The organism is Streptomyces sp. NPDC005808 (assembly GCF_042871385.1).
GTDB lineage: Bacteria > Actinomycetota > Actinomycetes > Streptomycetales > Streptomycetaceae > Streptomyces.
On the sequence record NZ_JBIAIK010000001.1, the window covers coordinates 481,245 to 507,994 of the forward strand.

Sequence of the window (26,750 nt, forward strand, 5' to 3'; positions counted from 1 at the left end):
CCGTGGGGGAGCCCCTTCGTCCCGTCACCGTCTGGAGTCCGCGTAGTGCGCATCGATCTGCACGCCCACTCCACCGCGTCCGACGGGATGGACACCCCGGCCCAGCTGGTCCGCAACGCTGCCGCCGCCGGTCTGGACGTCGTCGCGCTGACCGACCACGACACGACCCGCGGGCACGCCGAGGCGATCGACGCGCTGCCCGCCGGGCTGACGCTGGTCACCGGGGCCGAGCTCTCCTGCCGTCTGGACGGCATCAGCATGCACATGCTGGCCTACCTCTTCGACCCCGAGGAGCCCGCGCTGCTCGCCGAGCGTGAGCTCGTACGGGACGACCGGGTGCCGCGCGCCAAGGGCATGGTCGCCCGGCTCCAGGAGCTCGGCGTGCCGATCACCTGGACGCAGGTGGCGCGTATCGCGGGCGAGGGTTCGGTGGGGCGGCCCCACATCGCCTCCGCCCTGGTCGAACTCGGCGTCGTACCGACCGTGGACGACGCCTTCACCGAGCAGTGGCTGTCCGACGGCGGCCGGGCCTTCGTCGAGAAGCACGAGACCGACCCCTTCGAGGCGATCCGGCTGGTCAAGGGCGCGGGTGGCGTCACCGTCTTCGCGCACCCGGCGGCCGCCAAGCGGGGCCGTACCGTGCCGGACTCCGCGATCGCCGAGCTCGCGGCCGCGGGTCTCGACGGCATCGAGGTCGACCACATGGACCACGAACCGGCCACCCGGGCGCGGTTGCGCGGACTGGCGGCCGAACTGGGGCTGCTGACCACCGGGTCCAGCGACTACCACGGCAGCCGGAAGACGTGCGTGCTCGGGGAGTACACGACCGATCCCGAGGTGTACGGCGAGATCACCCGGCGGGCGACCGGGGCGTTTCCGGTGCCTGGGGCGGGCGGGGGCCAGGGCCGGTAGGTCCCTGGTCGCCCAGTTCCTCGTCCTGGTTTCCCGGTTCACGCTTCCTGGTTGCTCGGTTCCTCGTCCTGGTTTCCCGGCTCGCGCTTCCTGGTTGCTCAGTTCCTGTTTTCGTTCCCGCCCCGATATCTGCAAGGCCTCAGTTGTGTTCGACGTCGCCGTCTTCGGCTCCCTTTTCCTCACCCTCTTCGTGATCATGGATCCCCCCGGGATCACTCCGATCTTCCTCGCGCTCACCTCGGGGCGCCCCGCCAAGGTCCAGCGGCGGATGGCCTTCCAGGCCGTCTGTGTGGCCGGCGGAGTGATCGCCGTGTTCGGGCTGCTCGGGCACCAGATCCTGGACTACCTGCATGTGTCCGTGCCTGCGCTGATGATCGCGGGCGGTCTGCTGCTCCTGCTGATCGCCCTCGACCTGCTCACCGGCAAGACCGACGAGCCGAAGCAGACCAAGGACGTCAACGTCGCCCTCGTACCGCTCGGCATGCCGCTGCTCGCCGGACCCGGCGCGATCGTGTCGGTGATCCTGGCCGTGCAGAAGGCCGACAGCGTCGCCACGCAGGTGTCCGTGTGGGCCGCGATCCTCGCCATCCACGTCGTGCTGTGGATCGTGATGCGGTACTCGCTGCTGATCATCCGCGTCATCAAGGACGGCGGTGTGGTGCTGGTGACGCGGCTCGCGGGCATGATGCTGTCGGCGATCGCGGTCCAGCAGATCATCAACGGGGTGACGCAGGTGGTGCAGGGGAGCTGAACCGCCCTGCACCGGCCAAGAGCAGAGCCCCGTACGGCATGGGTGCCGTACGGGGCTCTGAAGTCTGTCCGCGTGTTATGAAGCGGATGAGTCGGCCGGGCGGATCCAGAGCCGCTGACCTGTGGCGGCAGCCTGCTGAACGATCCGGTTGACGGAGGCGGCGTCTACGACAGTGCTGTCCACGGCGGTTCCGTCGACATCGTCGAGTCGCATGATTTCGAAGCGCATTGGCTTCTCCCTTCGTCTGGTCATCCTCCTGAGGAGAACTACTTGTGAGTGGCGCGTGGGGCTTCGGTGTCCCTCGCTCCCTACGGATTCAACGGGTTGCGTGTTACAAACATTCCCTACGCTAAGGAAATTTTTCGAGTCGCTAACTACTTGCCGGTAGCGGACTGATTGGGACCGGTTGTGTTCGAAGCGTGACCACCGTGACAATGGAAGCGATGAACGACGACCTGGAGGCGCTCGGCGCCCGCATGGACCGCACGAACGAGCTGCTCCAGCGCATGCTCGCCGAGGTGGCCAAGACGCCCTCGACCCATGCGATCTTCGTCGACGCCGGGTATCTGTACGCGGCCGCCGGACGGCTCGTCGCAGGCACCGAGGACCGCCGCTCCTTCGATCTGGACACCGAGGGACTCATCGAGGCTCTCATCGACCGGGCCCGCACGATCTTCGCGGACAGCAGGCTGCTGCGCGTCTACTGGTACGACGGCGCCCGGCGCCGCATCCACACCGCGGAACAGCAGTCGATCGCCGAACTGCCGGACGTGAAGGTGCGGTTGGGCAACCTCAACGCCAACAACCAGCAGAAGGGCGTCGACTCACTCATCAGGTCCGACCTGGAGTCCCTCGCCCGGCACCGCGCCATCAGTGACGCCGCGCTGCTCGGCGGTGACGAGGACCTGGTGTCGGCGGTCGAGGCGGCGCAGGGGTACGGGGCGCGTGTCCACCTGTGGGGCATCGAGGCGCCGGAGGGCCGCAACCAGGCCGAACCGCTGCTCTGGGAGGTCGACAGCCAGCGCACCTTCGACCTCGACTTCTTCAAGCCGTACGTCGCGCGGAGGACCGCCGCCACGTATGACGCGACGGCGGCGGCCCGGCCCACCCGCGACGACGTGCGGTTCGTGGGCGCGCAGGTCGCCGCGAAGTGGCTCGCCGCGCGGGGGCGTGAGGCGCTCGTCGACCTGCTGCCCGGGCATCCGTATCTGCCCGGCTCGGTCGACCAGGATCTGCTGGTCGAGGCCGAGGGGCTGTTGCAGTACTCCCTGCGGGGGCAGGCGGATCTGCGGCGGGCGCTCCGGGACGGGTTCTGGGAACATCTTCGGGCGCAGTACTAGGGCGCAGTACTAGGGCCAGTACTAGGGCCAGTTACTAGGGCCAATGCTGGGGCCAGAGGGGTCCGATTGGTGGTCCTAGTGGTCGATCGCGTTCCAGAAGTCTGCGAGGGCGCGGGCTGTTTCCTCGGGGCGGTCCGTGTTCGGGGAGTGTTCCGAGCCGTGGATGACCGTGCGGCGCGCATCGAGGCGTACCGCCATGTCGTCGAGGAGCGGGAGCGGCCAGGTGTTGTCCTCGTCGCCGGACAGGACATGCTTCGGCAGGGGGAGCGCTGCCAGTTCAGCGACGCGGTCGGGTTCGGTGCAGAGCTGGCGGCCGGTCGCGATGAGCTGCGCCGGGCTGTTGCCGAGCCAGCGGCGCCGCAGGTCGGCGCGGTCGTCCAGCCCCTTGTCGAGGCCACCGGTGTCGGTGTCCTCCGGCGGTTCCATCGCCTGCATGGCTTCCCACACCTGGGCCATGTCCATTACGGCGAGTGCGTCCCGGAGCAGTTTGACGCGCTGCTGCTGGGAGACGGAGATCTCGGCGGGGCCGGAGGCGATGAGCGTGAGGGAGACGAAGGGGGACGGGTTCAGCAGTACGGCGGCGCGGGCGATCTGGCCGCCGAGGGAGTGGCCGACGAGGTGCACGGGGGTGCCGACGGCGTCCGCCTGCGCGAGTACGTCCCTTGCCAACTCGTCCTGCGCGTACGGCGTTTCGTCGTCCTGTGGGCCGGAGGACTCGTGCTGGCCCCGGCCGTCCACGGCGACCGTGCGGTAGCCGTCCGCCGCCAGCGGCTCGTGCAGCGAGATGAAGTCCTCCTTGCTGCCGGTGAACCCGGGCAGGAACAGCACGGTGCCCCTGCGCCGGCCCTGCGCCTCCGCTTCGAGCGCGGCGAAGTCGCCGCGCGCGGTGTGGAGGCGGTGGGCGTGGACGCCGGGGGGAGGGGTGAAGGTGGCGGGCCTGCTCATTTCTTGAGGCTATCCGTCGTTGGTCGTGATGCGCAGGGTGGGTGGCTGCTGCCGCCGGGTGCGCCCGGTGGGTGGGTGGGTGAGTCGGGGCCGGGGGCCGGTACATCCGCCCGTCGCCGCCGGATCAGACGTGGGGCAGGACGCGGGGGTCCGGTGACGCGGACGTACGCGACGGGCATGTGATGTACCGGCCCCCGGCCCCTTCCGCCGCCTTTCGGGTGCGGGGCGGGTGGCAGCCACGTCCCATCCGGCTGGGGAGAGATGTTCAGCCCGTCCGGCGTTTGAGGACGAGCGCGTTCAGCGCGATGGTGGGGGCGCGGGAGGCTGGGGGCGGCAGTCCCCAGGTACGGGACGGGTAGGGGCGGAGGGGGGCGAAAGGAGCCGGGGCCGGCGTCGGCGGGGAACGCCGATGGCCCGGCCCCACGGGTGGTGGGACCGGGCCATCGGGTGGGGCAGGGGCTCAGCCCTCGGAGGGCTCCGCGGCGGGCGCGGCCTTGCGGGTGCGACGACGCGGCTTCGACTCGGCCGTCTGAGCCGGAATCTCGGCGTCGACGGCCACGACGGTGGCCTTCGCGGCACGGGCACGGCGCGGCTTGGCCTCCGTGTCGGGCGTCACCTCCGCGTCGGGCGTGACCTCGACCGTGGGGACGGCGGCCTTGCGGGTGCGGCGCGGCTTGGCCGGGGCCTCCGTGATGCCCTCGGCCGTGTCGACCGCGGTCTCCGCCACCTTGCGAGTGCGACGACGCGGTGCGGCGGGGGCCTCGGGCTCCTCGGCCGTCTGGGCCGGAATCCCGGCCTCGACGGTCGCGGCGGCAGCCTTGCGGGTGCGACGGCGCGGTGCGGCGGGGGCCTCGACGGCTTCGGCGGTGTCCACAGCGGCCTCGGCGGCCGCCTCGGTGGTGGTGACCGTGGTCGCCTTCGTGGCGCGGGTGCGGCGCGGCTTGGCCGGGGCCTCCGTGACGCTCTCGGCCGTGTCGACCGCGGTCTCGGCCACCTTGCGGGTGCGACGACGCGGTGCGGCGGGAGCCTCGGCGGCGTCCTCTGTGATGGCGACAGCCTCGGCGACGACCGTCTCGGCCGTGAGCTGCGTCTCCACCGACTCCACCGACTCCACCGACTCCACCGACTCCACCGACTCCACCGACTCCACGGTCTTGCGGGTGCGGCGGCGACGTTGCCTGGCCGGCTCGGCCGACTCGTCCGTGATGCCTTCGGCGGTCGCGACGGCGGTCTCCGCGGCCTCGGGCACGGCGACCAGCTCCGCCGCGCCGTTGCGTGTACGGCGACGGCGGCGGGGGGTACGGGCCTCGCGCGCCGGTGCCTCGGCGGCCTCGGTCGTCACCTCGGGAGACGTGGCCGTCTCGTCCATCGGTGCGCCGTTGCGCGTACGTCGACGGCTGCGCGGCGTGCGCGCCGGGCGCTCACGTTCGGCGGCCGGTGCCGACGCCGGGGCGGCCGAACGGCCACCGCGGCCGCGCGGTCCGCCACGGCCGCCGGTCTCGCCGAGGTCCTCGACCTGCTCGGCCGCGAGGCCGGCGCGGGTGCGCTCGGAGCGCGGCAGGACACCCTTGGTGCCGACCGGGATGCTCAGCTCCTCGAAGAGGTGCGGGGACGTGGAGTACGTCTCCGGCGGGTCCGGGAAGCCGAGGTCCAGCGCCTTGTTGATGAGCTGCCAGCGCGGGATGTCGTCCCAGTCGACGAGGGTGACGGCGATGCCCTTGGCGCCCGCGCGGCCCGTACGGCCGATGCGGTGCAGGTACGTCTTCTCGTCCTCGGGGGACTGGTAGTTGATGACGTGGGTGACACCCTCGACGTCGATGCCGCGGGCGGCCACGTCGGTGCAGACGAGGACGTCGACCTTGCCGTTGCGGAAGGCGCGCAGCGCCTGCTCGCGGGCGCCCTGGCCGAGGTCGCCGTGGACCGCGCCGGAGGCGAAGCCGCGCTGCTGGAGCTGGTCGGCGAGATCCGCCGCCGTCCGCTTGGTGCGGCAGAAGACCATCGCGAGACCGCGGCCGTCGGCCTGCAGTATGCGTGCGACGAGCTCGGGCTTGTCCATGTTGTGCGCGCGGTAGATGTACTGCGCGGTGTTCGCCACCGTCGCGCCCTCGCCGTCCGGCGAGGTGGCGCGGATGTGGGTGGGCTGTGACATGTAGCGGCGCGCGAGGCCGATGACCGCGCCCGGCATGGTCGCCGAGAACAGCATCGTCTGACGGCGGGCCGGCAGCATGTTCATGATCTTCTCGACGTCGGGCAGAAAGCCCAGGTCGAGCATCTCGTCGGCCTCGTCCAGGACGAGCGCCCGGATGTGCTTGAGGTCGAGCTTCTTCTGGCCCGCGAGGTCGAGCAGCCGGCCCGGGGTGCCGACGATCACGTCGACGCCCTTCTTGAGGGCCTCGACCTGCGGCTCGTACGCCCGGCCGCCGTAGATGGCGAGAACGCGTACGTTGCGGACCTTGCCCGCGGTCAGCAGGTCGTTCGTGACCTGCTGGCACAGCTCGCGCGTCGGGACGACGACGAGGGCCTGCGGGGCGTCGGTGAGCTGCTCGGGCTTCGCCCGGCCCGCCTCGACGTCCGCGGGGACGGTGACGCGCTCGAGGAGCGGGAGGCCGAAGCCCAGCGTCTTGCCGGTGCCGGTCTTGGCCTGGCCGATGACGTCGCTGCCGGAGAGGGCAACGGGGAGAGTCATCTCCTGGATGGGGAAGGGATTGATGATGCCGACGGCCTCAAGGGCCTCAGCGGTCTCGGCAAGAATTCCGAGCTCTCGAAAAGTGGTAGTCAGGGTGCTGCCTGTTCTGTGTACGCGGTGCGAGGCGAGCGCGGGGGGTCGTGTCGGGACCGTGCCGGGGACGTCGGCCGCTCTTGACGGGCGGGCCGAGTGGCATGGGACCACTGCCGACGCTCGAGCTCTCGTACCACTGAGGGTTCCCTCCGGGTGTCGTACGCAATGTGACGTACCGACTTGGAGGGCTGTCAGGTCGGAGCCGATCGGGCCACCGACCGGGCATCCTCATTCATGCGGCCCGTCGAATAGTCGCCGGGCGCATTACCACCATACCCCGGAATCGCGCACATGCGATGGCCGATTTGGTCACGTAGTGGTCGTCACAGTGATTGACCAGGGACTTCCGTGTTCTGGTGAGCGGGCTATTGTGCGCTTCATGACGACGCCCGACAACGCCGCTGACACGCCCGCCGAGGCCGCGGACGAGACCGCCCCCGGAGCCACAGACGGCACCGCTCCCGGAGCCTCGGACGACACCGCTCCCGCAGCCTCGGACGGCACCGCTCCCGGAGCCTCGGACGACACCGCTCCCGCGGCCACCGGAATCGCTGCTCAGGCTTGGGAGACGGCCTCCGTCGATCCGCAGTACCGCGCGGCGGTCGTGGATCTGCTCGGAGCGCTCGCGTACGGCGAGCTGGCGGCGTTCGAGCGGCTCGCGGAGGACGCCAAGTTGGCGCCCACGCTGGGCGACAAGGCCGAGCTGGCGAAGATGGCTTCGGCCGAGTTCCACCACTTCGAGCAGCTGCGTGACCGGCTCTCGGCGGTCGGCGCGGACGCGACGCAGGCGATGGAGCCGTTCGTCGCCGCGCTCGACGGCTTCCATCGCCAGACAGCGCCCTCCGACTGGCTGGAGGGACTGGTCAAGGCGTACGTCGGCGACTCGATCGCCAGTGACTTCTACCGTGAGGTCGCGGCCCGTCTCGACTCGGACACCCGCAGCCTCGTACTCGGCGTCCTCGACGACACCGGGCACGCGAGCTTCGCCATCGAGAAGGTCCGGGCCGCGATCGACGCGGACCCGCGGGTGGGCGGCCGGCTTGCGCTGTGGGCACGACGGCTGATGGGCGAGGCCCTGTCCCAGTCGCAGCGGGTGGTCGCCGACCGTGACGCCCTGTCGACCATGCTCGTGGGCGGCGTCGCGGACGGGTTCGACCTCGCGGAGGTCGGCCGGATGTTCTCGCGGATCACCGAGGCGCACACCAAGCGAATGGCGGCACTGGGGCTGGCTGCCTAACGCCGCCTCGCCCGGCGCCTCGCACGGCGGTCGGTCCGGCGGATCTCGCGCAGTCGGTTACGCAGTCGGTTACGCAGTCGGTTACGCAGTCGGTTACGCAGCGGGTTACGCCGTCGCCGAGCGGCGGCGAAATCCTTCTGCCGGCCGCAGCAGCAGGGACAGCAAGGCTGTGGAGACCGCGACAGCGCCGATGAAGATCACCAGCAGATGGCCGGCGTCCAGCGCGGTGTGCGTCAGGAAGGCGCCGAACAGGGCTCCGGCGACACCGGTCGACAGGACCAGTGTGCGACTCGGCAGGCGGTGCGGCAGGCGGTACGCGGCCGCCCATGCCAGTGCCAGACCGAGCATCGCGGAGCCGAGCGTTTCCAAGAGCATGGTGGGGGTCCCTCCCGGACGGCCGGTGCGATTCGGTCGTAGCCGGTCCTACCCCTGACGTGCGGAATACAACCCTCCTTTGTGGTGGATCTGTGCTCCATCTGTGGTGAACATCTGAATCGGACAGAGGCACATCCGGTCACCGCTGTCAGTGGACAGAGGAGGGGCCCGGTGGCGCTGCCACCGGGCCCCTCCTCGTCCGCTCGCCAGAACTACAGCGCGCTGAATCCCACCTTGCGCTGGGTGGGCTCGCCGAGCTCCACGTACGCGAGGCGGTCGGCCGGAACCAGGACCTTGCGGCCGTGGTCGTCCACGAGGCTCAGCAGCTGTGACTTGCCGGCCAGCGCTTCGGACACCGCGCGCTCGACCTCTTCCGGGGTCTGACCGCTCTCCAGAACGATCTCGCGGGGCGCGTGCTGCACGCCGATCTTGACCTCCACGGCTTTGTCCCTCCGACGGTCAGTGATGTGCGCGTGTGTCCGCGCCGTACGCAGCACACATTAGCCCGGTGAGGGGATGCGCATGCTCCGCCCAAGAACGCCAGGAGCGAACAGTGGGCGGGAACAAATGGACGGCCGGTACCGGCCGGTGCGGGTCAGTGGTGATCCGTGCCGTGCAGCGGGAAACCGGCGATGCCTCGCCAGGCCAGCGAGGCCAGCAGCTGGACCGCGTGCTCACGCGGGACGCTGCGGTCGCTGTGCAGCCAGGACCTGGCCACCACCTGGGCCAGGCCGCCGAGGCCCGAGGCGAGGAGCATCGACTCGTCACGCGACAGGCCGGTGTCCTCCGCGATGACCTCGCAGATCGCCTCGGCGCACTCGTGCGTGACCTTGTCCACACGCTCGCGGACCGCGGGCTCGTTCGTCAGGTCGGACTCGAAGACCAGCCGGAAGGCGCCGCCGTCGTCCTCGACGTACGCGAAGTAGGCGTCCATCGTCGCCCGTACGCGCAGCTTGTTGTCCGAGGTGGAGGCGAGTGCCGTCCGTACGGACTGGAGCAGGGACTCGCAGTGCTGGTCCAGCAGGGCGAGGTACAGGTCGAGCTTGCCCGGGAAGTGCTGGTAGAGAACCGGCTTGCTGACGCCCGCGCGCTCGGCGATGTCGTCCATGGCGGCCGAGTGGTACCCCTGCGCAACGAATACTTCCTGGGCGGCGCCGAGGAGCTGGTTGCGTCGGGCACGGCGCGGCAGGCGAGTGCCCCGCGGGCGCGCCGCCTCTGTCTGCTCGATGGCTGTCACGCCGCCTCCCAAAATTGTCCACATGCGGTGAGCGCCGCGCCGCCATCGTACTTTTCGGTAACCGTGGTGTGCGCGGTGCGAGCGCACAATTTCACGTACCGGACGCCGAGCAACAACGGCATATACGGTGCCGAACAGGGGCGAGGCGGGCGCTTGGACCTTCCGGTGCCCTGGTGAGCGGGCTGATCAGCGGCTCGCTTCCGGGGCGACCGCGTCAAGGGCGGCCATGGCGACAGCTCCCGCGGCGGCCATGGCGACAGTTCCCGCGGCGGCGGGGTCACCGGTGGGCCGTCACCGGTAGTCGTCCTCGTCGAGTGCTACGACTCTGGCCTGCTCGGCGAGATCCCCTTCGTCCGCGTCGGCCGGGTCCCCGACCGCCGCCGGATCATCCTCCTGCTGTTCCAGGTCCGTGCGCTGTTCGGCAGCGTCGGCCTCCGGGGCCTCGGGGTCGAGCTCCTCAAGCTCGTCCTCGTCCTCGTTCGCGAATGTCTCGGGGTCTGTGGGGTCGACTGTCATGATTCCTCTTCCCGAATTTCTCTTCCCGAGCGGTGCGCGTGGTCCCGAGCGGTGCGCCGGATTCCCCAGCGGTGCGCCGGATTCCCGAGCTGTGCGCCGGATTCCCGAGCTGTGCGCGGGATTCCCGAGCGGTGCGCGTGCGCTCCTGTACGAGATTCGCTCCTGTACGAGATGCGAGTGCCCCCGTCTGAGCCTAGGAGACACTCGATCGGGGCGCGATGTGATCCGATCGCCGTTCGGCCGCCGGTCGCCACCGTTCGGCCGCCGGTCTCCGACGGCGAATGATGGCGATCTGTGACGCCGAATGTGGGCGACTTGTGACGCCGCACGGATCTGTGATGGCGAACACACGAACCACTGCGTGATCGTCTCGTAACATTGCCGCATGTCTTCGACCGAGCTGCCTTCCGAGCTGCCCTCCGAGTTGCCCTCTGTGCTGGCCGCCACCGTCACACCGAAGGTCGGCGCCGTCAGGGTCGCGGAGGGGGAGCGGCTGAGATCGGTCGGCCTGCCCGGGATCACGCTGACGGTGCGGTCGCGGCCGCCGGTGCGTGCGGGGCTGCCGCCCGCGTTGTACGTGCACGGCCTCGGCGGTTCCTCGCAGAACTGGTCGGCGCTGATGCCGCTGCTCGACGACCTCGTGGACAGCGAGGCCCTCGATCTGCCGGGCTTCGGGGACTCGCCGCCGCCGGACGACGGGAACTACTCGGTCACCGGGCACGCGCGCGCGGTCATCCGTTACCTCGACTCCTCCGGGCGCGGACCCGTGCACCTCTTCGGGAACTCGCTCGGCGGCGCCATCACCACACGCGTCGCGGCCGTACGGCCCGACCTCGTCCGCACACTGACGCTGGTCGCGCCCGCGCTGCCGGAGCTCCGGGCGCAGCGCACCGCGTGGCCGACGGTGATGATCGCGCTGCCCGGGGTGGCGGGACTGTTCACCAAGCTCACCAAGGAGTGGAGCGCCGAGCAGCGCGTACGTGGGGTTCTGTCGCTCTGTTACGGGGATCCCGGCATGGTGACGCCCGAGGGGTTCCGCGAGGCGGTCCAGGAGATGGAACGGCGGCTCGCCCTCCCGTACTTCTGGGATGCCATGGCGCGGTCGGCGCGGGGCATCGTGAACGCGTACACGCTGGGCGGCCAGCACGGGCTGTGGCGCCAGGCCGAGCGGGTCCTCGCGCCGACGCTCCTCGTCTACGGAGGTCGCGACCAGCTCGTCTCCTACCGCATGGCCCAGCGAGCGGCCCGTGCCTTCCGGGACTCCCGGCTGTTGACGCTGCCGGACGCGGGGCATGTCCCGATGATGGAGTATCCGGAGACGGTGGCCACGGCCTTCCGTGAACTCCTCACGGATACCGGCGAGTTGCCTCCTCCATCGGGTCCGTCCAGTCCATCGTCGTTCGTCGCCGGTGCGGGGAGCTGAGGGGAGTCGTGGGACGTCATAGCCGTCGAGGGCGGTCCGACGAGCGGGCCGACAAGGCCAGGGGTGCCGACAGCGCCGACAGCCATGGCAGCGCCGACAGCCATGGCAGCGGCGGCAGCGGCGGCAGTGTCGGCAGTGTCGGCAGTGTCGGCAGGGCGTCCGGGGAGGATGCCTCGAGGTCGGCCGGGCCGCCGGTCGCCGGTCCTGGCGCGCTCGGCCCGATGTCTCCCACCGGCAGGGCACCGGCTCGCGGTATCCCCCGGCTCCCGGACGGGACGCCCGCGCACGGTCTGCCCCGCTTTCCGGACGAGATGCCCGCGGACGATCTCCCTCAGGTGCGCGGAGGTCATCCCGAGGCGCATGAACTGGGCGGTGCCTGGGGGCAGTTGAGGTCCGGCGCTCCTCAGGGCGTGGCGGCAGGCGTTCCGCAGGGCGGTGAGCCCGGGTATCCGGGGTATTACGGCCCGCGGATACCACCACAGCGTCACATGTCCGCGCCGAGTGTTCGGCAGGCCTACATCGACGCCTTCGGCGGCGAACCCGGCGAGGACGACGACCTCTTCGCTCACCGCACCGGCGCCCCGCGCCGCGGCGACCACTACGGCTCCGTCACCGACGTCACCGGCGTCACCGACGTCACCGACTGGGACACGGACGTCGGCGCGAAGCCACTGCCGGAGTTCGGGGTACCGGGGAAGGAAAAGGCAGGCAAGGGGCGGACGTTCACCGGGATCGCCGCAGCCGCCGTCACCACCGTGCTCGCCGTCATCGTGGCCGGGCAGGTGGCAAGCGGGCGGGAGGGCGACGGGAGTCAGGACAGCGGGGTGCGCGCGCAGTCCACCAGCGGTGGCGACCGCGCAGTCCTCGACGTCTCGGCGGCGCCGGCCCCCTCGGTGGCACCGAGCGCGACGCCACTGACGTACGACCAGAAGATGGCCAAGAAGTACACGCTCGGCGCGACGCTCGACGGATCGGGGGAGTTCGACGCCGTCCTCGGGCTCGCCAAGGCGCCCGGGCAGGGGCAGAAGTTCACCTATCGCGTCGACGTGGAACAGGGGCTCGGTCTCGACGCCGCACTCTTCGCGGAGGCCGTGCAGAAAACGCTGAACGACGACCGGAGCTGGGCCCACAACGGCGGCCGCACCTTTGAGCGGATTTCCTCCGGGAAGCCCGACTTCGTGATTACGCTGGCGAGCCCGGGTACCACCGCCGAATGGTGCGCCATGTCCGGGCTCGACACGACCGAGGACAATGTGTCGTGCGACTCCGCGTCGACCGAGCGGGTCATGATCAACGCGTACCGCTGGGCGCAGGGCTCCGAGACCTACGGTGACCAAATGCAGGCATATCGGCAGATGTTGATCAATCACGAGATCGGCCACCGGCTCGGCTACAGCCACGTCACCTGCGACAAGGACGGCGAACTCGCCCCCGTGATGCAGCAGCAGACCAAATTCCTCGACCATGACGGGATCCGCTGCAAGGCCAACCCCTGGCCATATCCCGGGAGTTGATCGGGAGCGCCAGGGGGTTACGCCGACACAGCCGCGCCGATCTTCGTTATCGGCTCTTCGTCATCGGCTCTTCGTCATCGGCCCGGTTCGGCCTGGTGCTGATGATCGCCGTGTGCGGGCAGTTGCGGCCCGCGAGCGGTGATCAGGAGAGGGCAGCGGCCCAGTGCCCTTGCTCTCTGTGCGGGGCCCCCGGGGATTCGTACACCTCGTCGACGGGTCCGTGTTCGACGGTCCGTGCGCGCCGCATCACAGCCACCAGCTGCCGGCCGCCGTACCTGTGCTCGATCCGGAGATCGCGGCACGACGCCGAACCGCTCACCGGGCACTGGCCACGGTCTAGCGAAACGTAACTGCTTGATCTCTTAGCGCGCAGGAACGCGACCTGCGCGGGAAAGTTACGACCGTTCACCCCTTTTGGTGGCGCGATGGACAACCGTCCGTCGCGCCACCGCCATATCCGCATACGTTCGTCCCGCTGCGAGCCGCCGGGTCAACGGCGGCTCCCCACAAGGGAGATCGGGGGTGCACACGTGCGCATCGGACTGCTTACGGAGGGTGGCTATCCGTATGTGAGCGGTGACGCCAGGCTCTGGTGCGACCGGCTCGTACGCGGGCTCGGGCAGCACGAGTTCGACATCTACGCGCTCAGCCGTAGTGAGCGCCAGGAGGACGAGGGCTGGATCCAACTGCCGCCGCAGGTAAGCCGGGTACGGACGGCGCCGCTGTGGATGGCTGAGGACGACGGCGTGGTGTACGGGCGACGGGCGCGGCGGCGGTTCGCCGAGGCGTACGGGGAGTTGGCCGCCGCGGTGTGTGAGGGGCCGGGGGTGGCGGTCGCCGACGCCGGGGCCTCTGGTGGCACGGCGGTTCCTGGCGGTGGTGCGGGGATTTCTGGTGGCACGGCGGTTCCTGGCGGCGGCATGGGGATTCCCGGTGGCGCGGGGGCTCCTGGCGGTGGCACGGGGATTTCTGGTGGCACGGGGGCTCCTGCCGGACCTGAGGCGGACCGTTTCGGCAGCGCGCTGTACGAGCTCGCCGAACTCGCCCGCGACGAGGGCGGCCTGATCGGGGCGCTTCGCTCCGAGGGTGCCGTGCGTGCGCTGGAGCGCGCGTGCCGTGCACCCGGCGCACTTCGAGCCGCGCGGACCGCACGTGTGCCCGATCTGCTGTCTGCCGCAGCCCATTTCGAACGGGCACTGCGCCCCCTGTCCCTGGACTGGTACGAGGGCGACGGGCTCGACTCGGTCGACCTGTGCCACGCCACGGCAGGCGGCACCGCAGCTCTGCCCGGCCTCCTGGCGCGGTACTTCTCCGGTGTGCCCCTGCTCGTCACGGAGTACGGGGTGCAACTGCGGGCGCACTACCTCGCGTCCGCCTCCGTCGGGGACGCCCCCGCCGTGCGCTCCCTGCTCGCCGCGTTCCACGGCAGGCTCACCGGCGAGGTGTACCGCGCGGCCGCTCTCATCACGCCCGGGAACACGCACGCCCGCCGCTGGCAGGAGCGGTGCGGCGCCGACCGCACCAAACTGCGCACCGTCTACCCCGGCATGGAGGCCTCCCGCTTCGCGGAGGTGGGGGAGAACACCGAGGCCGCCGGGTACGCGGACCCCGACACGCTCGTGTGGGTCGGCCGCATCGAACCCGCCAAGGACCTGATCTCGCTGCTTCACTCCTTCGCCGAGATTCGCAAGGAGGAGCCGAAGACGCGGCTGCGGATCGTCGGAGCGCCCGCCGACGGAGCGGACGGAGCGACCTACCTTGCCCACTGCAAGGCGCTGGCCGCACAGCTCTTTCCCGACGAGGCGGAAGGCGTGCACGCCGTCGGGGACAACCCGGTGTCGTTCGAGGAGATCGGCGGCCCGGAGGTCCCCGGCCTCCCGGAGGCATACGCCTCCGGAGCCGTGGTCGTCCTGTCCAGCGTGGTGGAAGGCTTCCCTATCAGCCTCGTGGAAGCCATGTTCTGCGGTCGCGCCACCGTCTCCACGGACGTGGGCGCGGTCGTCGAGGTCATCGGCGGTACGGGGCTTGTGGTGCCGCCGCGCAATCCGCGGGCGCTCGCCGAGGCGTGCGTGGCGCTGCTGCGCGACCCCGAGCGCCGTGAGCGCCTCGGTGCGGCCGCCCGCGCACGCGCCCTCGAACTGTTCACCGTCGAGCAGAACATCACAGCATTTCACAGCATTTACCTGGAGATCGTCTCGCACTCCCCGGTACGACGCGTGGTCGTGGACGAGGCGGGCGAGCCGCTCCCCTTCGGTGTCCCCGCGGAGGCCCACGTGCCCGGCCGCTGGACCGAGGCCCGCCTGATGCCCACGGGCCGGCCGCGCTGGGCAGCGGGCGCTCCGGTGCGCGCGACGGTTCCTGTTCCCGCCGGGGAGGGCGCGTGATGAGCGAACTCGGAGAACTGGACCGGCCGGGGCGGCCGAGCAGCCCGGGCGCCTGGGACGCGCGGTCGGAGGAGTGGCTTGTGACGGGGGTTGGCGAAATGGGCCTACGGGTCGAGAGCGATGAGAGGGAGTCGGCGGCGGAGGCAGAGGCGGAGGCCATCCCGGCGGGGGCGCTTGCGCGCGGGGCGCACGAGGGTGCGGACGGCGCAGACGCGGACGCAGACGCGGAAGCGCGGGGAGTACGCGAGGGCGCGGGTGGCGTGAGCGAGCCTGTTGACGAGGCTCCTGACGTGCTTGACGAGGCTCCTGACGTGCTTGACGAGGCGCCTGACGTGCTTGAGGAGGCTCGTGATGCGCGTGGGGAGGCTCGTGATGCGCTGGGGGACGTTCGTGAGGCATTCGGCGCGGCGCGTGATGGTGTAGGTGGCGCCGCGCGCAAAGCCGGCACTCGACGCGGTGCCGTGGACCCGGTGAAAGCCCTGATGCACCGGCACCGGGAGCTCTGCGAACGGGCCGTGGACCCACTGGAGATCGCGGCAGGCCTCGAGGCGCACGGCCTGACCGACCGGACCGCCGCGCGGTTCCGGCACCGGGACGTGTTCTCGCTCGCCGAGGAGTTGTACGCGCGCGTGCCCCGTGACGGGGAGCCCACGCAGCGCTCGGCGCCCCTCGGGCGTCCGGGGGTGCGCGCCGACTGGGCCGCGCTCGCCCTACTGCCGGGCGCCCTGTGCGCGACAGCCGTGATCGGGCTGCGGCACACCGAAGGACAGCCGCGCCTGGCGGTCGCTGCGGTCGGCGCCCTCGCCGTGGCACTCGGCCTGCGCGTCGCCCTCCGTCGCGGGCCCCTGCGCATCACGCACCACACGACGAGCGGCACCCGTGCGTGGACATGCTGGCTGATCGCGTACGCCCTCCTTGGCGACGGACTTCTGAGCGCCGGTGTCGAAGGTGGCCCCGACGGCCCGTGGCCCCTGGCCACCGCACCCGTCCTTGCTCTCACACTGGCCTGCGCTCCGGCCGCTTGGTGCGCCCACCTCTTTGCCGTACGCGCCCGTCGCAGGCTGACCGCCAGCCGTGGTCTGGAGGAGTTCGCCTCCGCCGTACAACCCCTGCTCCTCGGTGTGTTCGCGCTCTTCCTCTGCGCCCTCAGCGGGCTGCTCGCACTGTGCGGGGCGGCTCTCGACGAGCCCGCCGGTTACTCCGGCGCCGGCGCCCTCGGCGCACTGCTCCTGCTCGCCCGGCTGCTAGCGGCGCGCGGCTTCACTCACGCCCCGGCCGTCGTCCTCGCCACCACGGGCGTCGTCGAGGCGACCGCCCTCGCCACCGTCTTCGCGGGCCGCCTCCCCGGCTGCGCGTTCCTGTCCGTACCAGTCGACGCCGTCGTCGCCGCGTGGGGACCGGCCGCCGTCCCCGCCCTGGTGTGCGGCGCGGCCACCCTCGTCCTCCTCATCCACTCCACCCGCACTCTGACCCGAGCCTCGGCCCACGCCCTGCCCTGCGGGGCGGCATGAGCAGCCGACGGGGCGGGAAGCGCCGAGCCCCGAACTCCGGCGCAGGGGCAGACCTGAGGACCGGCCCCCGGGCAACCTCGAAGGCCGGCGCACAAGCAGCCCTGAAGACCGGCTCGCGCGCGGACGGCAGGACCCGCTTGCGCACGGGCCTCAGGACCGGCTCGCGCACGGACGTCAGGACCAGCTCGCGCGCAGACCTCACGACCGCCTCACCGCAATCGCTGCTCTGGGCCGCGACCCGAAATCTGGCTCACGGTGGCACCCAGCGCCGTGAGCCCCGCCCGGCGGACGGGGTTCGTTCCCCGTACCGGGCCCATTGCTCCCGCGGGGCCGACACCGCGGGCCCTCTCCCTGACCCATGGCATCACCCCGAAGGAGAACGCCAGATGATCACCTCCCGAACCGGAGAATCCGCCCCGGGAGCTGCCCGATGAGGGTCCTGCTGATCGGAGCCAATGGATACCTCGGCCGCTTCGTCGCCGACAGACTGCTCGCCGACCCGGCCGTGCAGCTCACCGCGCTCGGCCGGGGCGACGACGCCGACGTACGGTTCGATCTCGCCTCCGGCAGCCCCGGCGCGCTCACCCGTTTCCTGGACGCGGTGCATCCCGGAGTCGTCATCAACTGCGCCGGCGCCACCCGCGGCGGCGCACGCGAACTCACCCGGCACAACACCGTCGCCGTCGCCACCGTCTGCGAGGCCCTGCGCCGCAGCGGCTGCGGAGCGCGCCTGGTGCAGATCGGCTGCGGTGCCGAGTACGGACCCAGTCAGCCCGGCTCCTCCACGGCCGAGGACGCCGTGCCACGCCCGGGTGGCCCGTACGGCGTGAGCAAGCTCGCCGCCACCGAACTCGTCCTCGGATCCGGCCTGGACGCCGTCGTACTGCGGGTCTTCTCGCCGGCGGGGCCCAGCACCCCGGCAGGTTCTCCGCTCGGCCGCCTCGCCGAGGGCCTGCGCCGCGCCATGCAGTCCGGCGACGGCGAACTCAAGCTCGGCGGACTCGGCGTCCAGCGCGACTTCATCGACGTCCGCGATGTCGCCCGCGCCGTCCACGCTGCCTCGCTCTCCGCCGCCCAGGGCGTCATCAACATCGGCTCGGGCCGCGCCGTACGCCTCCGCGACGCCGCCGCCGTCCTCGCCCGCGTCGCCGGCTACGGAGGCGCGCTGCACGAACTCGACGGACCTTCCAGCCCCATCAGGCCCACCATCGGCCACCCCCGCACCGAACCGGACCACGCGGCCCCAGCCGCGTACCCCTATCCGGACGGCTGCGGCAGCTGGCAGCAGGCCGACGTGCGCACGGCACGCGACCGGCTCGGCTGGCGGCCCCGGATCAACCTCGAAGAATCCCTCGCAGACATCTGGATGGAGGCGGCATGCCGTATCTGACCAGCACCGCAACGGGCACCGCGAGCACCGACTTAGGCCTCGGCTTCGGTATCCCCGGCTATGCGCACCCCCTCGTCGCTCCCGTGGAATGGAGCGAACTCACCCGCCCCGGCACCCCCTTGCACTGGGTCGTCCTGAATGTGGCCAACGGCCCCGGTAGCCGCCCCGACCCGCACTGCCTGGAGGCCGCCGGACGGCTGCGCAACGCGGGCGTCCGGGTGCTCGGGAACCTGGACGCCGCATTTGGCGCACGCACCTTCGGTGAGCTGGTCTCCGACACGCACCGCTATCTCGACTGGTACCAGGTCGACGGGTTCCTGCTCGACCGCTGCCCCACCGAACGCGCCGCGCTCCCCGAGGTCCGCCGCACGGTCACCACACTCCGCGCGCTCCTGGACGGGGCGCACATCGTGCTGGGCCACGGCAGCCACCCGTATCCCGGATATGCCGAGAACGCCGACCAGTTGGTGACCTTCGCCGGCCCCTGGAGCGACTACCGCTGGTCGCAGGTCGCCGAGTGGACCGCCGACTATCCGCCCGAACGCTTCTGCCACTTCGTGCACGGCGTGCCGCGCGGCCATCTCGACGAGGCGCTGCGCATCGCCCGCTGGCAGGGCGCCTCGACGATCTACTTCACCGACCGCACGGACCGGAGCGGCCGCGTCGACCCCTGGGAGAACCTGCCCGGCTACTGGGACGAAATCGTCTCGCGGATCGGAACGGGTGTCTCGGAATGAAGAAGGGCGTGGCAGTGTTACGGGGAGAACAACTGTAGTGATTGACCGACCAACGGAGTCCCCGTGTCGCTGCCACCCCTGGTCGAGCCCGCCGGCGAGCTCACCGTAGACGAGGTCCGCAGGTACTCCCGCCACCTGATCATTCCCGACGTGGGCATGGACGGGCAGAAGCGGCTGAAGAACGCCAAGGTGCTCTGTGTGGGCGCCGGCGGCCTCGGATCGCCGGCGCTGATGTACCTGGCCGCCGCAGGCGTGGGCACGCTCGGCATCGTGGAGTTCGACGAGGTCGACGAGTCGAACCTGCAGCGCCAGATCATCCACAGCCAGGCGGACATCGGCCGCTCCAAGGCCCAGTCCGCCCGCGACTCCGTCCTCGGCATCAACCCGTACGTGAATGTGGTCCTTCACGAAGAGCGGCTCGAAGCCGAGAACGTGATGGACATCTTCAGCCAGTACGACCTGATCGTCGACGGTACGGACAACTTCGCGACCCGCTACCTGGTCAACGACGCGGCCGTGCTCCTGAACAAGCCGTACGTGTGGGGCTCGATCTACCGCTTCGATGGCCAGGCGTCCGTCTTCTGGTCCGAGCACGGCCCCTGCTACCGCTGCCTCTACCCGGAGCCCCCGCCCCCCGGCATGGTTCCCTCCTGCGCCGAGGGCGGCGTGCTGGGCGTGCTGTGCGCGTCCATCGGCTCCATCCAGGTCAACGAGGCGATCAAGCTTCTCGCGGGCATCGGCGAGCCGCTGGTCGGCCGCCTGATGATCTACGACGCCCTGGAGATGCAGTACCGCCAGGTCAAGGTCCGCAAGGACCCGAACTGCGCGGTCTGCGGTGAGAACCCGACAGTCACCGAGCTCATCGACTACGAGGCCTTCTGCGGCGTCGTGTCCGAGGAGGCCCAGGAGGCGGCCGCCGGCTCGACGATCACTCCCAAGCAGCTCAAGGAGTGGATCGACGACGGCGAGAACATCGAGATCATCGACGTCCGCGAGATCAACGAGTACGAGATCGTCTCGATCCCCGGCGCCAAGCTGGTCCCGAAGAACGAGTTCCTCATGGGCACCGCCCTGGAGAGCCTTCCGCAGGACAAGAAGATCGTCCTGCACTGCAAGACGGGTGTCCGCAGTGCGGAAGTTCTCGCTGTCCTGAAGTCCGCGGGCTTCGCGGACGCGGTGCACGTCGGCGGCGGCGTGATCGGCTGGGTCCACCAGATCGAGCCGGACAAGCCCGTGTACTGATCGAACCACTGAGCAGCCGCTCTTTCGATGGCGGGGGTTCCGGGCGCCGAGGGTGCCCGGAACCCCCGCCACCGTCATGAACAGACCTTGCCGTCCTTCGGCACCGTCCCGTTCAGCAGATAGCTGTTCACCGTCGAGTCGACGCAGTCGCTGCCGCTGCCGTACGCCCCATGTCCCTCGCCCTTCCAGGTGAGCTCCACGCCGACATCCTTGCCCAGCTCGTCGGCCATCTTGCGGGCGCCTTCGTAGGGCGTCGCCGGGTCCCCGGTGTTGCCCACGACCAGGACGGGCTCGGCTCCCGGCGCGCTGACCTCCGGGTTGTCGTACTGACCGGCCACCGGCCAGTCGTGGCACCAGCCCGCCGTGTCCCAGCCCAGGAAGTCGCCGAAGACGGGCGAGATCTTCTCGAACTCGGCCAGCTGCTTCTTCGTCTCCTCGGGAGTCGGCCGCTGCTTGTCGTCCAAGCACGATATGACCCGTTGTGAATGCGTCATCGTGCCGTAGTTCCCCGAGGAGTCGCGGTCGTTGTAGCCGTCGGCGAGCGCCAGCAGCTCCGAACCGTCCCCGTCCTCGGCGGCGTTCAGAGCGCTGGTCAGTGTCGGCCAGCCCTGCTCGCTGTAGAGCGGCAGGACGATCCCGGTCAGGGCCAGCGTCTGGGTGAGCTCGCGCCCGGAAGAGGTCGGCAGCGGGCTTGCGTCGATCCGGTCCAGCAGCTCGGTGATCCTCTGGGAGCCCTGCTTGGCGTCCTGGCCTGTGGACGTGAGGTAGTTGTCCAGGGCGCGCTGAAAGCCGAGGGCCTGGTTCTTGGCATGGCCCACGGTGTCGGCGCTCGGGTCGACGACGGCGTCCAGCACCAGGCGTCCCACGTTCTTCGGGAACAGATGTGCGTACACACCGCCGAGTTCGGTGCCGTAAGAGATGCCGAAGTAGTGCATCTTCTGGTCGCCGAGGACCTGACGCATCAGGTCCATGTCGCGGGCTGTGTCGGTCGTCGAGACGTGTGACAGCAGCTTGCCTGCGGCCTTCTCACACCCCTTGCCGAAGTCGGTGGCGTCCTTGAAGTAGGCCGCCTCCTCAGCCGCGTCGTCCGGTGTGGCGTCCACCGACTCGGCGGCCTGGATCTCCTTGTTGCTGCGACAGCGCACGCCCTCGCTGGCGGCGACCCCGCGCGGGTCCCAGCTCACCAGGTCGTACCGCTGGTGGAGCTGGCCGACGGCACTCTCGTACGCAGGCATTGTGGAGACGCCCGAGCCGCCGGGACCACCGAAATTGAACAGGAGCGAGCCGATGCGGTCGCTCTTGCCGCCGGTCGCCTGCGATCGGATCAGCGCGAGGCCGATCGTCTCGCCGTCCGGCTTCGCGTAGTCCAGCGGCACCTTGAGAGTGGCGCACTGCCAGCTGCCGCCCGGCGCGGGGGAGTTCGACGTGGCCTTGCAGCGGCCCCAGTCGAGCTTCTGCGAGGTGAATGACGCGGGCAGCCCGGACGGTGGGGCCGAAGAAGGCACGGCGACCGACGGGCTGTCGCTGTTTTTCCCCTCATCCTCGCCGTCACCGGACGAGCCTTCACTGCAGCCGGCCACCAGCAACGCGGCGGCGGCCGCGGCCGTCCACCGGATGAATCGCGTCATGAGCTCCCCCCTCGCCGTGATCCGCCGGAAGTCGCGGATCACATGCGGGCAATATTAGGCGTCGACGGGCTGCGACCGCCGCGCCCTGTGGATAACCCTTTGACCTGTGGCTTTCTAGGAGCAGACGGTCCCGGCCGACGGTACGGCCCCCTCCAGCAGATAGCCGTTCACCGCGTCCTGCACGCACTTGTTCCCGCTGTCGTACGCGCCGTGCCCCTGGCCCTTGTACGTCAGCTCGACGCCGACTCCCTTGCCCAGCGCGTTCACCATCTTCTTCGCCCCCTCGTACGGCGTCGCGGGATCGCCGGTGTTTCCGACGACGAGGATCGGCGCCGCACCGGAAGCGCTCACGTCGGGGTGGTCGGCGGCGCCCGCCACCGGCCAGTCGGTGCAGCTGACCATGCCCCAGGCCAGATAGTCGCCGAAGAACGGCGAGGCGGCCCGGAACTCCGGAAGCTTCGACTCCACGTAGTCCGGGGTGTAGCGCGGCTTGTCGTCCGCGCAGTTGATGGAGATGTTCGCTGCCGTGATGTTGCTGTACTGCCCGTTCTGGTTGCGCCCGTTCATCGAGTCCGAGAGCAGCATCAGCACCTTGCCGTCACCGTCGTACGCCTGCTCCAGGCCTTCCGTCAGGTACTCCCAGAAGTCCTTGGAGTACAGGGCCTGTGCGATGCCGTTGGTCGCGGCGGTCTGGGTGAGCTGACGCGGAAAGACGCCGGGGATCGGCTTGCTGTCGAGGTCGGTGAGGAGCTTCGCGATGCGGTCCTTGACGTCCTGCGCCGTGTCGCCGACCGGGCAGTCCTCGGCCTTCGAAGTGCAGTCTTCGGCGAAATTGTCCAGCGCGAGCTGGAAACCCTTCGCCTGCCCCAGTGAGCCCTGCTCCGCGTTCTGTGTCGGGTCGACGACCGCGTCGAACACCGCACGTCCCACGTTTTTGGGGAACAAGTGTGCGTAGACGCCGCCGAGTTCGGTGCCGTAAGAGATGCCGAAGTAGTGCAGCTTGTCGTCGCCGAGAACCTGGCGCATCAGGTCCATGTCCCGGGCCGCGTCGGTGGTGCGCAGGTGCGGGAGGGTCTTGCCGGAGTTCTTCTCGCAGGTCGCGTTGAAGCTCTTGGTGTTCTCCAGCAGTTTCTGCTGCTCGGCGGTGTCGTCCGGCGTGGCGTCCTGCTGGAAGTACTCGTCGAGCTGGTCGTCGCTCTCGCATTTCACACCGGCGCTGCGGCCGACCCCGCGCGGGTCGAAGCTCACCAGGTCGTAGCGGGTGCGCAGCTTCGCGTAGTCCTCACCGAAGGCGGGCAGCGTGGTGACGCCGGAGCCTCCGGGGCCGCCGAAGTTGAAGACGAGCGAGCCGACGCGCTTGCTCTGGTCGCCGCTCGTCGTCGCCCGGATCAGCGCGAGTCCGATCGTGTCGCCCTTGGGCTCGGCCCAGTCGAGGGGCGCTTTCAGGGTGGCGCACTGCCACTGCGTGCCGCCTGGAAGAGGCGAGGGAGCATCCCCGCCGCCCTCGGACTCGGACGGCGCCGGGCAGTCCTTCCAGCTCAGCTTCTGGGCCGTCAGATCCTCGTCCTTTGAGTCGTCGCCGCAGCCTGTCATCAGGGAGGACAACAGGACGGCGCTGACGGTCAGGGCGGCGGCGCGCAGCTGGGGAGGATTCGGCATGTTCCCCATCCTGCGGTCGTGCGGGGCGGGGCGCTCGGGGCGCGAGCCGTGTGGGTGAGGAAGCGCCTTGTCGCGTACGGGATGGCGTCTATGGTGCGTTGTGTCGCTGTACGAGACGGGCCCGTCCGGTGTGTCGTGTCGCCCGTCGAGACGGCGCCTACGGTGTGTCGTGTCGCCGTACGAGACGGCCCGGCGTGTCGGATCAGAGCGCGCCCTTGCGCGTCAGGTGGTTGAAGAACAGCCAACCCGGCAGCACCGGAATCCACAGTGTCAACAGCCGGTACAGGAGTACGGCGGGCGCCGCGACCTCCTTGGGAAGGCCGACGGCGATCAGACCGACCGTGAGGGTCGCCTCGACCGCGCCGACGCCGCCAGGGGTAGGCGCCGCCGAGCCGAGCGCGTTGCCGGCGAGGAAGACGACGGCGACGCTGGCGAGGCTGAGGGTGGTGGGCTCCTCGTGGCCGAACGCGCGGATCGACGCGTCCAGGCACATCACGAAGCAGGCGGTGAGCAGCAACATGCCGCCGATGCCGGTGATCAGCTTCTGCGGCCGCTGCAGCACGTCGAGCATGCGGGGCACGACGCCCGCGAACAACGACCTCACGCGCGTGGAGACGAATTTCCGCAGGAACGGCACCGACGTCACCACGAGAACGAGTACGGCGACGGTGAGGAGACCGGCGATGACCGTGCGGGACGGCGACAGGGAGGGTGTCTTCTCGGTGCCGGTCAGGTAGCCGAACGAGAGCAGCATCAGGATGTGGCAGCCGAGCCCGAACAGTTGCGACGCGCCGACGCTGGCGACCGCGAGCCCCGGCCGTACGCCGGCGCGCTGCAGGAAGCGCGTGTTCAGGGCCACGCCGCCGACTGCCGCGGGGGCCACGATCTTCACGAACGAGCCCGCCACCTGCGCTGCCACGGCGCGCAGGAACGGAACGCGCTCGGGCACGAAGCCGAGCAGGCTCATCGCCGCCGCGAAATAACTCAGCGCCGAGAACAGCACCGCGGCGGCGACCCAGCCCCATTCGGCGCTCTCGAAGAGGGTGCCGAACTCGATATGGGTGAGTTGCGTCAACAGGAAGTACGCGCCGATCGCGCCCGCGATGAAACTGATCAGAGTGCGCGGCCGGACACGCTCCAGGCGGACGGGCTCGACCGGTGCCTGCGGCCTGATCAGCAGCACCTGATGGCGGATCTGGGTGAGCAGATCCTCCTCGCGTGCCTCGTCCAGAGCGTCGTCGATCGCCCGCTTCTCGGCCCGCTGCTCCGCGCGTACGGCTTTTTTGTCCGGCTTTTCCAGCGTGGGCGCGGCGGTGTCTTCCTTGGCCTCCTCGGCGCGGGCGAGCCTGTCCTGCCTGGAGGCCTCCAGAACCGCATCGCGCTCGCGCTGGGCGCGCTCCCGGGCGAGTTTGCGAAGCGTCGCGCGCGTGGCACGCGACAGCGCAATGGGCTGAAGCATCGGCAGACAGTTGGCGACCTTGTCCGGGCCGAGTACGCCGACCGCCGAGGCCACCGCCCGCTCGGCGCCCACGCGAAGCCCCAGCGTGGTGACCAGCTGAGCGATGTCCACGCGCAACAACAGGTCGCCGGCGGCGATCTCGCCGCCGCGCAGATCGGTGAGGATCACCGTGCCGGAACGATCCACCAGAATCGCGTCTCCCGCGAGCCTGCGATGTGCGATGCGCCGGGACTGCAGCGCCTGCACTTGATGCCAGGTGTCGCGCAGGAGGTCGTCGGTGATGAGCTCGTCGGGCAGCGAGTCGAGGGTGCGGCCACCGGTGTGCTCGTAGACGAGCATCACAGCGTCCGGGCCCAGTTCGGAGGTCGCGATCAGTTTGGGGGCGTTGGCCCCGGCCGCGATGGCCGCGTACGCGAGAAGGGCCTCTTGTTCGAGAGCCTGGCGCAGGGACTGGAGGCTGCGGCGGGTGGTGATGCCGCGCAACGTGAGCCGTCGCCACACGCGGTAGAAGAAGCCCTGCGCCTGCTGCTCTCGGTCGACCACCGTGACGTCCAGTGGCGGGCCGTCCTCCAGGGTGACGAAGTAGCGTCGGCCGCGGTCGCCGTTCTCGGTGGCTACCTCATGCGCCTCCTCGCGGGCTGCCGTCACCGGGCGGAAGCCGACGTGCCGTAGGCCCGCCATCAGCGTCCGCCCGGTAGGCCGTACGTTCGGCGAACCGACCGCATACAGGGTCCCGTAGGCGACGGCCCAGCCGATCAGCACCGTCAGGACGATCGAGAACGGTGTCGTGTAGCCGGTGACCAGCATGGAGAAGGCGTCGAGGAGCAGCACCACCCACAGCACCGCGCGCCAGCGGGGGCGGCGGGACATGCCGACGGCCGTCATGTACGCGATGACCGGCGCGAGATAGCCGTGTACCGGGTCGGTGAGGGCGTGGATGTCGCCCGGTGAGGGCTGGGTGAGCGCTTCCTTGATGGAGTCAGGGGCGGCTTTCGCGACCCACAGGTCGGTGGCGAGTGTCACTCCGTGCGCGAGGACCGCGGCGAGGACGCCGTCGGCGATGCGCAGCCCGTCCCGCTTGATCAGCCGTTCGATCGCGAACGCGACCGGCACCAGGAGGATCGCGATGCTTGATGCCAGACCCGCGATCTTGATCAGTAGATCGGGTGCCTGGCCCGTGCCCTTGTTGATGTCCTGTTCGAGCCCCGATGTGGTGCCGTGCGCGAACGCGGCGATGGCGAGCAGCAGGACGATCGCGAGGATCCCGACCAGGAGGCGCATCAGATCGGACGGACGGTGCACGCGCGCGGGGAGCAGCGGTTCGTCGCCCTCGACCTCGTCGTTGTGGACTTCGTCCACGCATTCGGCGTCTCGCTCGACCTGCTTCTTCTCGGCGTCGTCTGTCTTTTTGGACGACTCAGATGACTCAGATGACTCGGACGTTTTGGATGTCTTGGGGGCGAGATCGTCGTCCGTCTTGGTGAGGCGCTCCGCCTGCTCGGTGAAGGGCTCTGTGTGCGACTCGGTACCGGGCGTTTCGTCAGTCCTGGAAGTGGGCTCGGTGGTCCTCTCGCCCGTCTCCTTCTCGTCTGCTTCACCGGAGTCCGGGCGCGACGAAGCCGCGGAGGTGCCCTCCGCGTTTTCGGGGTGCACGCCCTGCTGCCTCATGGACTCTTCTTGATCTCGTATCACCGGTCACCGCCCGCCCGAT

The 26,750-nt window shown here is 70.2% G+C and carries 21 protein-coding genes; 11 read left to right on the plus strand and 10 right to left on the minus strand.

Features of this window, described 5'->3' with window-relative positions; genetic code table 11:
- The first annotated feature begins 45 nt into the window (after positions 1 to 45).
- Positions 46 to 912, plus strand: coding sequence for a PHP domain-containing protein (locus ACFYPC_RS02185; protein WP_388669273.1), 867 nt, complete (start codon positions 46 to 48; stop codon positions 910 to 912).
- Between the two features lie 145 nt (positions 913 to 1,057).
- On the plus strand, positions 1,058 to 1,663 hold the full coding sequence (locus ACFYPC_RS02190; protein WP_388669276.1) for a MarC family protein: 606 nt from the start codon (positions 1,058 to 1,060) through the stop codon (positions 1,661 to 1,663).
- A gap of 75 nt (positions 1,664 to 1,738) precedes the next feature.
- Here the strand turns inward: ACFYPC_RS02190 and ACFYPC_RS02195 are convergent, their stop codons facing one another.
- A complete protein-coding gene (locus ACFYPC_RS02195; RefSeq protein ID WP_388669279.1) occupies positions 1,739 to 1,891 on the minus strand; it encodes a hypothetical protein in 153 nt (50 codons plus the stop codon).
- Positions 1,892 to 2,106: 215 nt separating this feature from the next.
- Between ACFYPC_RS02195 and ACFYPC_RS02200 the strand changes: the two genes are divergently transcribed.
- Positions 2,107 to 3,003: an NYN domain-containing protein gene (locus ACFYPC_RS02200; protein ID WP_388670021.1), complete on the plus strand. Its 897-nt coding sequence runs from the start codon at positions 2,107 to 2,109 to the stop codon at positions 3,001 to 3,003.
- A gap of 75 nt (positions 3,004 to 3,078) precedes the next feature.
- Here ACFYPC_RS02200 and ACFYPC_RS02205 read toward each other — a convergent pair whose 3' ends face one another.
- Both ACFYPC_RS02205 and ACFYPC_RS02210 read right to left on the minus strand, forming a co-directional pair.
- Entirely contained in the window at positions 3,079 to 3,948 is an 870-nt protein-coding gene (locus tag ACFYPC_RS02205; protein WP_388669281.1) for an alpha/beta fold hydrolase, read from the minus strand.
- 460 nt (positions 3,949 to 4,408) lie between these two features.
- Positions 4,409 to 6,634 carry a DEAD/DEAH box helicase gene (locus ACFYPC_RS02210; protein WP_388669284.1) on the minus strand — a complete coding sequence of 742 codons (2,226 nt, stop codon included), beginning with the start codon at positions 6,632 to 6,634 and terminating at the stop codon, positions 4,409 to 4,411.
- Between the two features lie 463 nt (positions 6,635 to 7,097).
- Between ACFYPC_RS02210 and ACFYPC_RS02215 the strand changes: the two genes are divergently transcribed.
- Positions 7,098 to 7,964 carry a ferritin-like fold-containing protein gene (locus ACFYPC_RS02215; RefSeq protein WP_388669287.1) on the plus strand — a complete coding sequence of 289 codons (867 nt, stop codon included), beginning with the start codon at positions 7,098 to 7,100 and terminating at the stop codon, positions 7,962 to 7,964.
- Between the two features lie 105 nt (positions 7,965 to 8,069).
- Here ACFYPC_RS02215 and ACFYPC_RS02220 read toward each other — a convergent pair whose 3' ends face one another.
- From ACFYPC_RS02220 to ACFYPC_RS02235, 4 genes are all read right to left on the minus strand, one after another.
- Complete coding sequence (locus ACFYPC_RS02220) at positions 8,070 to 8,339, minus strand: hypothetical protein (protein WP_388669290.1); 270 nt, start codon at positions 8,337 to 8,339, stop codon at positions 8,070 to 8,072.
- Positions 8,340 to 8,551: 212 nt separating this feature from the next.
- Positions 8,552 to 8,779 (minus strand): DUF3107 domain-containing protein, encoded by a 228-nt coding sequence (locus ACFYPC_RS02225; RefSeq protein WP_028801993.1) that lies wholly within the window; start codon positions 8,777 to 8,779, stop codon positions 8,552 to 8,554.
- Between the two features lie 155 nt (positions 8,780 to 8,934).
- On the minus strand, positions 8,935 to 9,576 hold the full coding sequence (locus ACFYPC_RS02230; RefSeq protein WP_388669293.1) for a TetR/AcrR family transcriptional regulator: 642 nt from the start codon (positions 9,574 to 9,576) through the stop codon (positions 8,935 to 8,937).
- Between the two features lie 291 nt (positions 9,577 to 9,867).
- Positions 9,868 to 10,092 carry a hypothetical protein gene (locus ACFYPC_RS02235; RefSeq protein WP_388669296.1) on the minus strand — a complete coding sequence of 75 codons (225 nt, stop codon included), beginning with the start codon at positions 10,090 to 10,092 and terminating at the stop codon, positions 9,868 to 9,870.
- 385 nt (positions 10,093 to 10,477) lie between these two features.
- Here ACFYPC_RS02235 and ACFYPC_RS02240 point away from each other — a divergent pair, with 385 nt between their 5' ends.
- The 7 genes from ACFYPC_RS02240 (at position 10,478) to moeZ (ending at position 20,293) form a co-directional block, all read left to right on the plus strand.
- On the plus strand, positions 10,478 to 11,515 hold the full coding sequence (locus ACFYPC_RS02240) for an alpha/beta fold hydrolase (protein ID WP_388669299.1): 1,038 nt from the start codon (positions 10,478 to 10,480) through the stop codon (positions 11,513 to 11,515).
- A gap of 8 nt (positions 11,516 to 11,523) precedes the next feature.
- Entirely contained in the window at positions 11,524 to 13,029 is a 1,506-nt protein-coding gene (locus ACFYPC_RS02245) for a DUF3152 domain-containing protein (RefSeq protein WP_388669302.1), read from the plus strand.
- A gap of 530 nt (positions 13,030 to 13,559) precedes the next feature.
- Positions 13,560 to 15,413 carry a DUF3492 domain-containing protein gene (locus ACFYPC_RS02250; RefSeq protein ID WP_388669305.1) on the plus strand — a complete coding sequence of 618 codons (1,854 nt, stop codon included), beginning with the start codon at positions 13,560 to 13,562 and terminating at the stop codon, positions 15,411 to 15,413.
- Complete coding sequence (locus tag ACFYPC_RS02255; protein ID WP_388669308.1) at positions 15,413 to 16,924, plus strand: hypothetical protein; 1,512 nt, start codon at positions 15,413 to 15,415, stop codon at positions 16,922 to 16,924. The genes ACFYPC_RS02250 and ACFYPC_RS02255 overlap by 1 nt, the downstream gene beginning before the upstream one ends.
- A gap of 430 nt (positions 16,925 to 17,354) precedes the next feature.
- Entirely contained in the window at positions 17,355 to 18,314 is a 960-nt protein-coding gene (locus tag ACFYPC_RS02260; protein WP_388669311.1) for an NAD-dependent epimerase/dehydratase family protein, read from the plus strand.
- Positions 18,302 to 19,051, plus strand: a complete 750-nt coding sequence (locus ACFYPC_RS02265; protein ID WP_388669314.1) for a spherulation-specific family 4 protein — start codon at positions 18,302 to 18,304, stop codon at positions 19,049 to 19,051. Before ACFYPC_RS02260 ends, ACFYPC_RS02265 begins: the two co-directional genes overlap by 13 nt.
- A gap of 63 nt (positions 19,052 to 19,114) precedes the next feature.
- Positions 19,115 to 20,293, plus strand: coding sequence for an adenylyltransferase/sulfurtransferase MoeZ (moeZ, locus tag ACFYPC_RS02270; RefSeq protein WP_388669316.1), 1,179 nt, complete (start codon positions 19,115 to 19,117; stop codon positions 20,291 to 20,293).
- Positions 20,294 to 20,367: 74 nt separating this feature from the next.
- Here the strand turns inward: moeZ and ACFYPC_RS02275 are convergent, their stop codons facing one another.
- The 3 genes from ACFYPC_RS02275 to ACFYPC_RS02285 form a co-directional block, all read right to left on the minus strand.
- Positions 20,368 to 21,921, minus strand: a complete 1,554-nt coding sequence (locus tag ACFYPC_RS02275; RefSeq protein ID WP_388669319.1) for an alpha/beta hydrolase — start codon at positions 21,919 to 21,921, stop codon at positions 20,368 to 20,370.
- Positions 21,922 to 22,035: 114 nt separating this feature from the next.
- Entirely contained in the window at positions 22,036 to 23,580 is a 1,545-nt protein-coding gene (locus tag ACFYPC_RS02280; RefSeq protein WP_388669323.1) for an alpha/beta hydrolase, read from the minus strand.
- A 202-nt stretch (positions 23,581 to 23,782) separates the two neighbouring features.
- Positions 23,783 to 26,707 (minus strand): lysylphosphatidylglycerol synthase domain-containing protein, encoded by a 2,925-nt coding sequence (locus ACFYPC_RS02285; RefSeq protein ID WP_388669326.1) that lies wholly within the window; start codon positions 26,705 to 26,707, stop codon positions 23,783 to 23,785.
- Between the last annotated feature and the right edge of the window lie 43 nt (positions 26,708 to 26,750).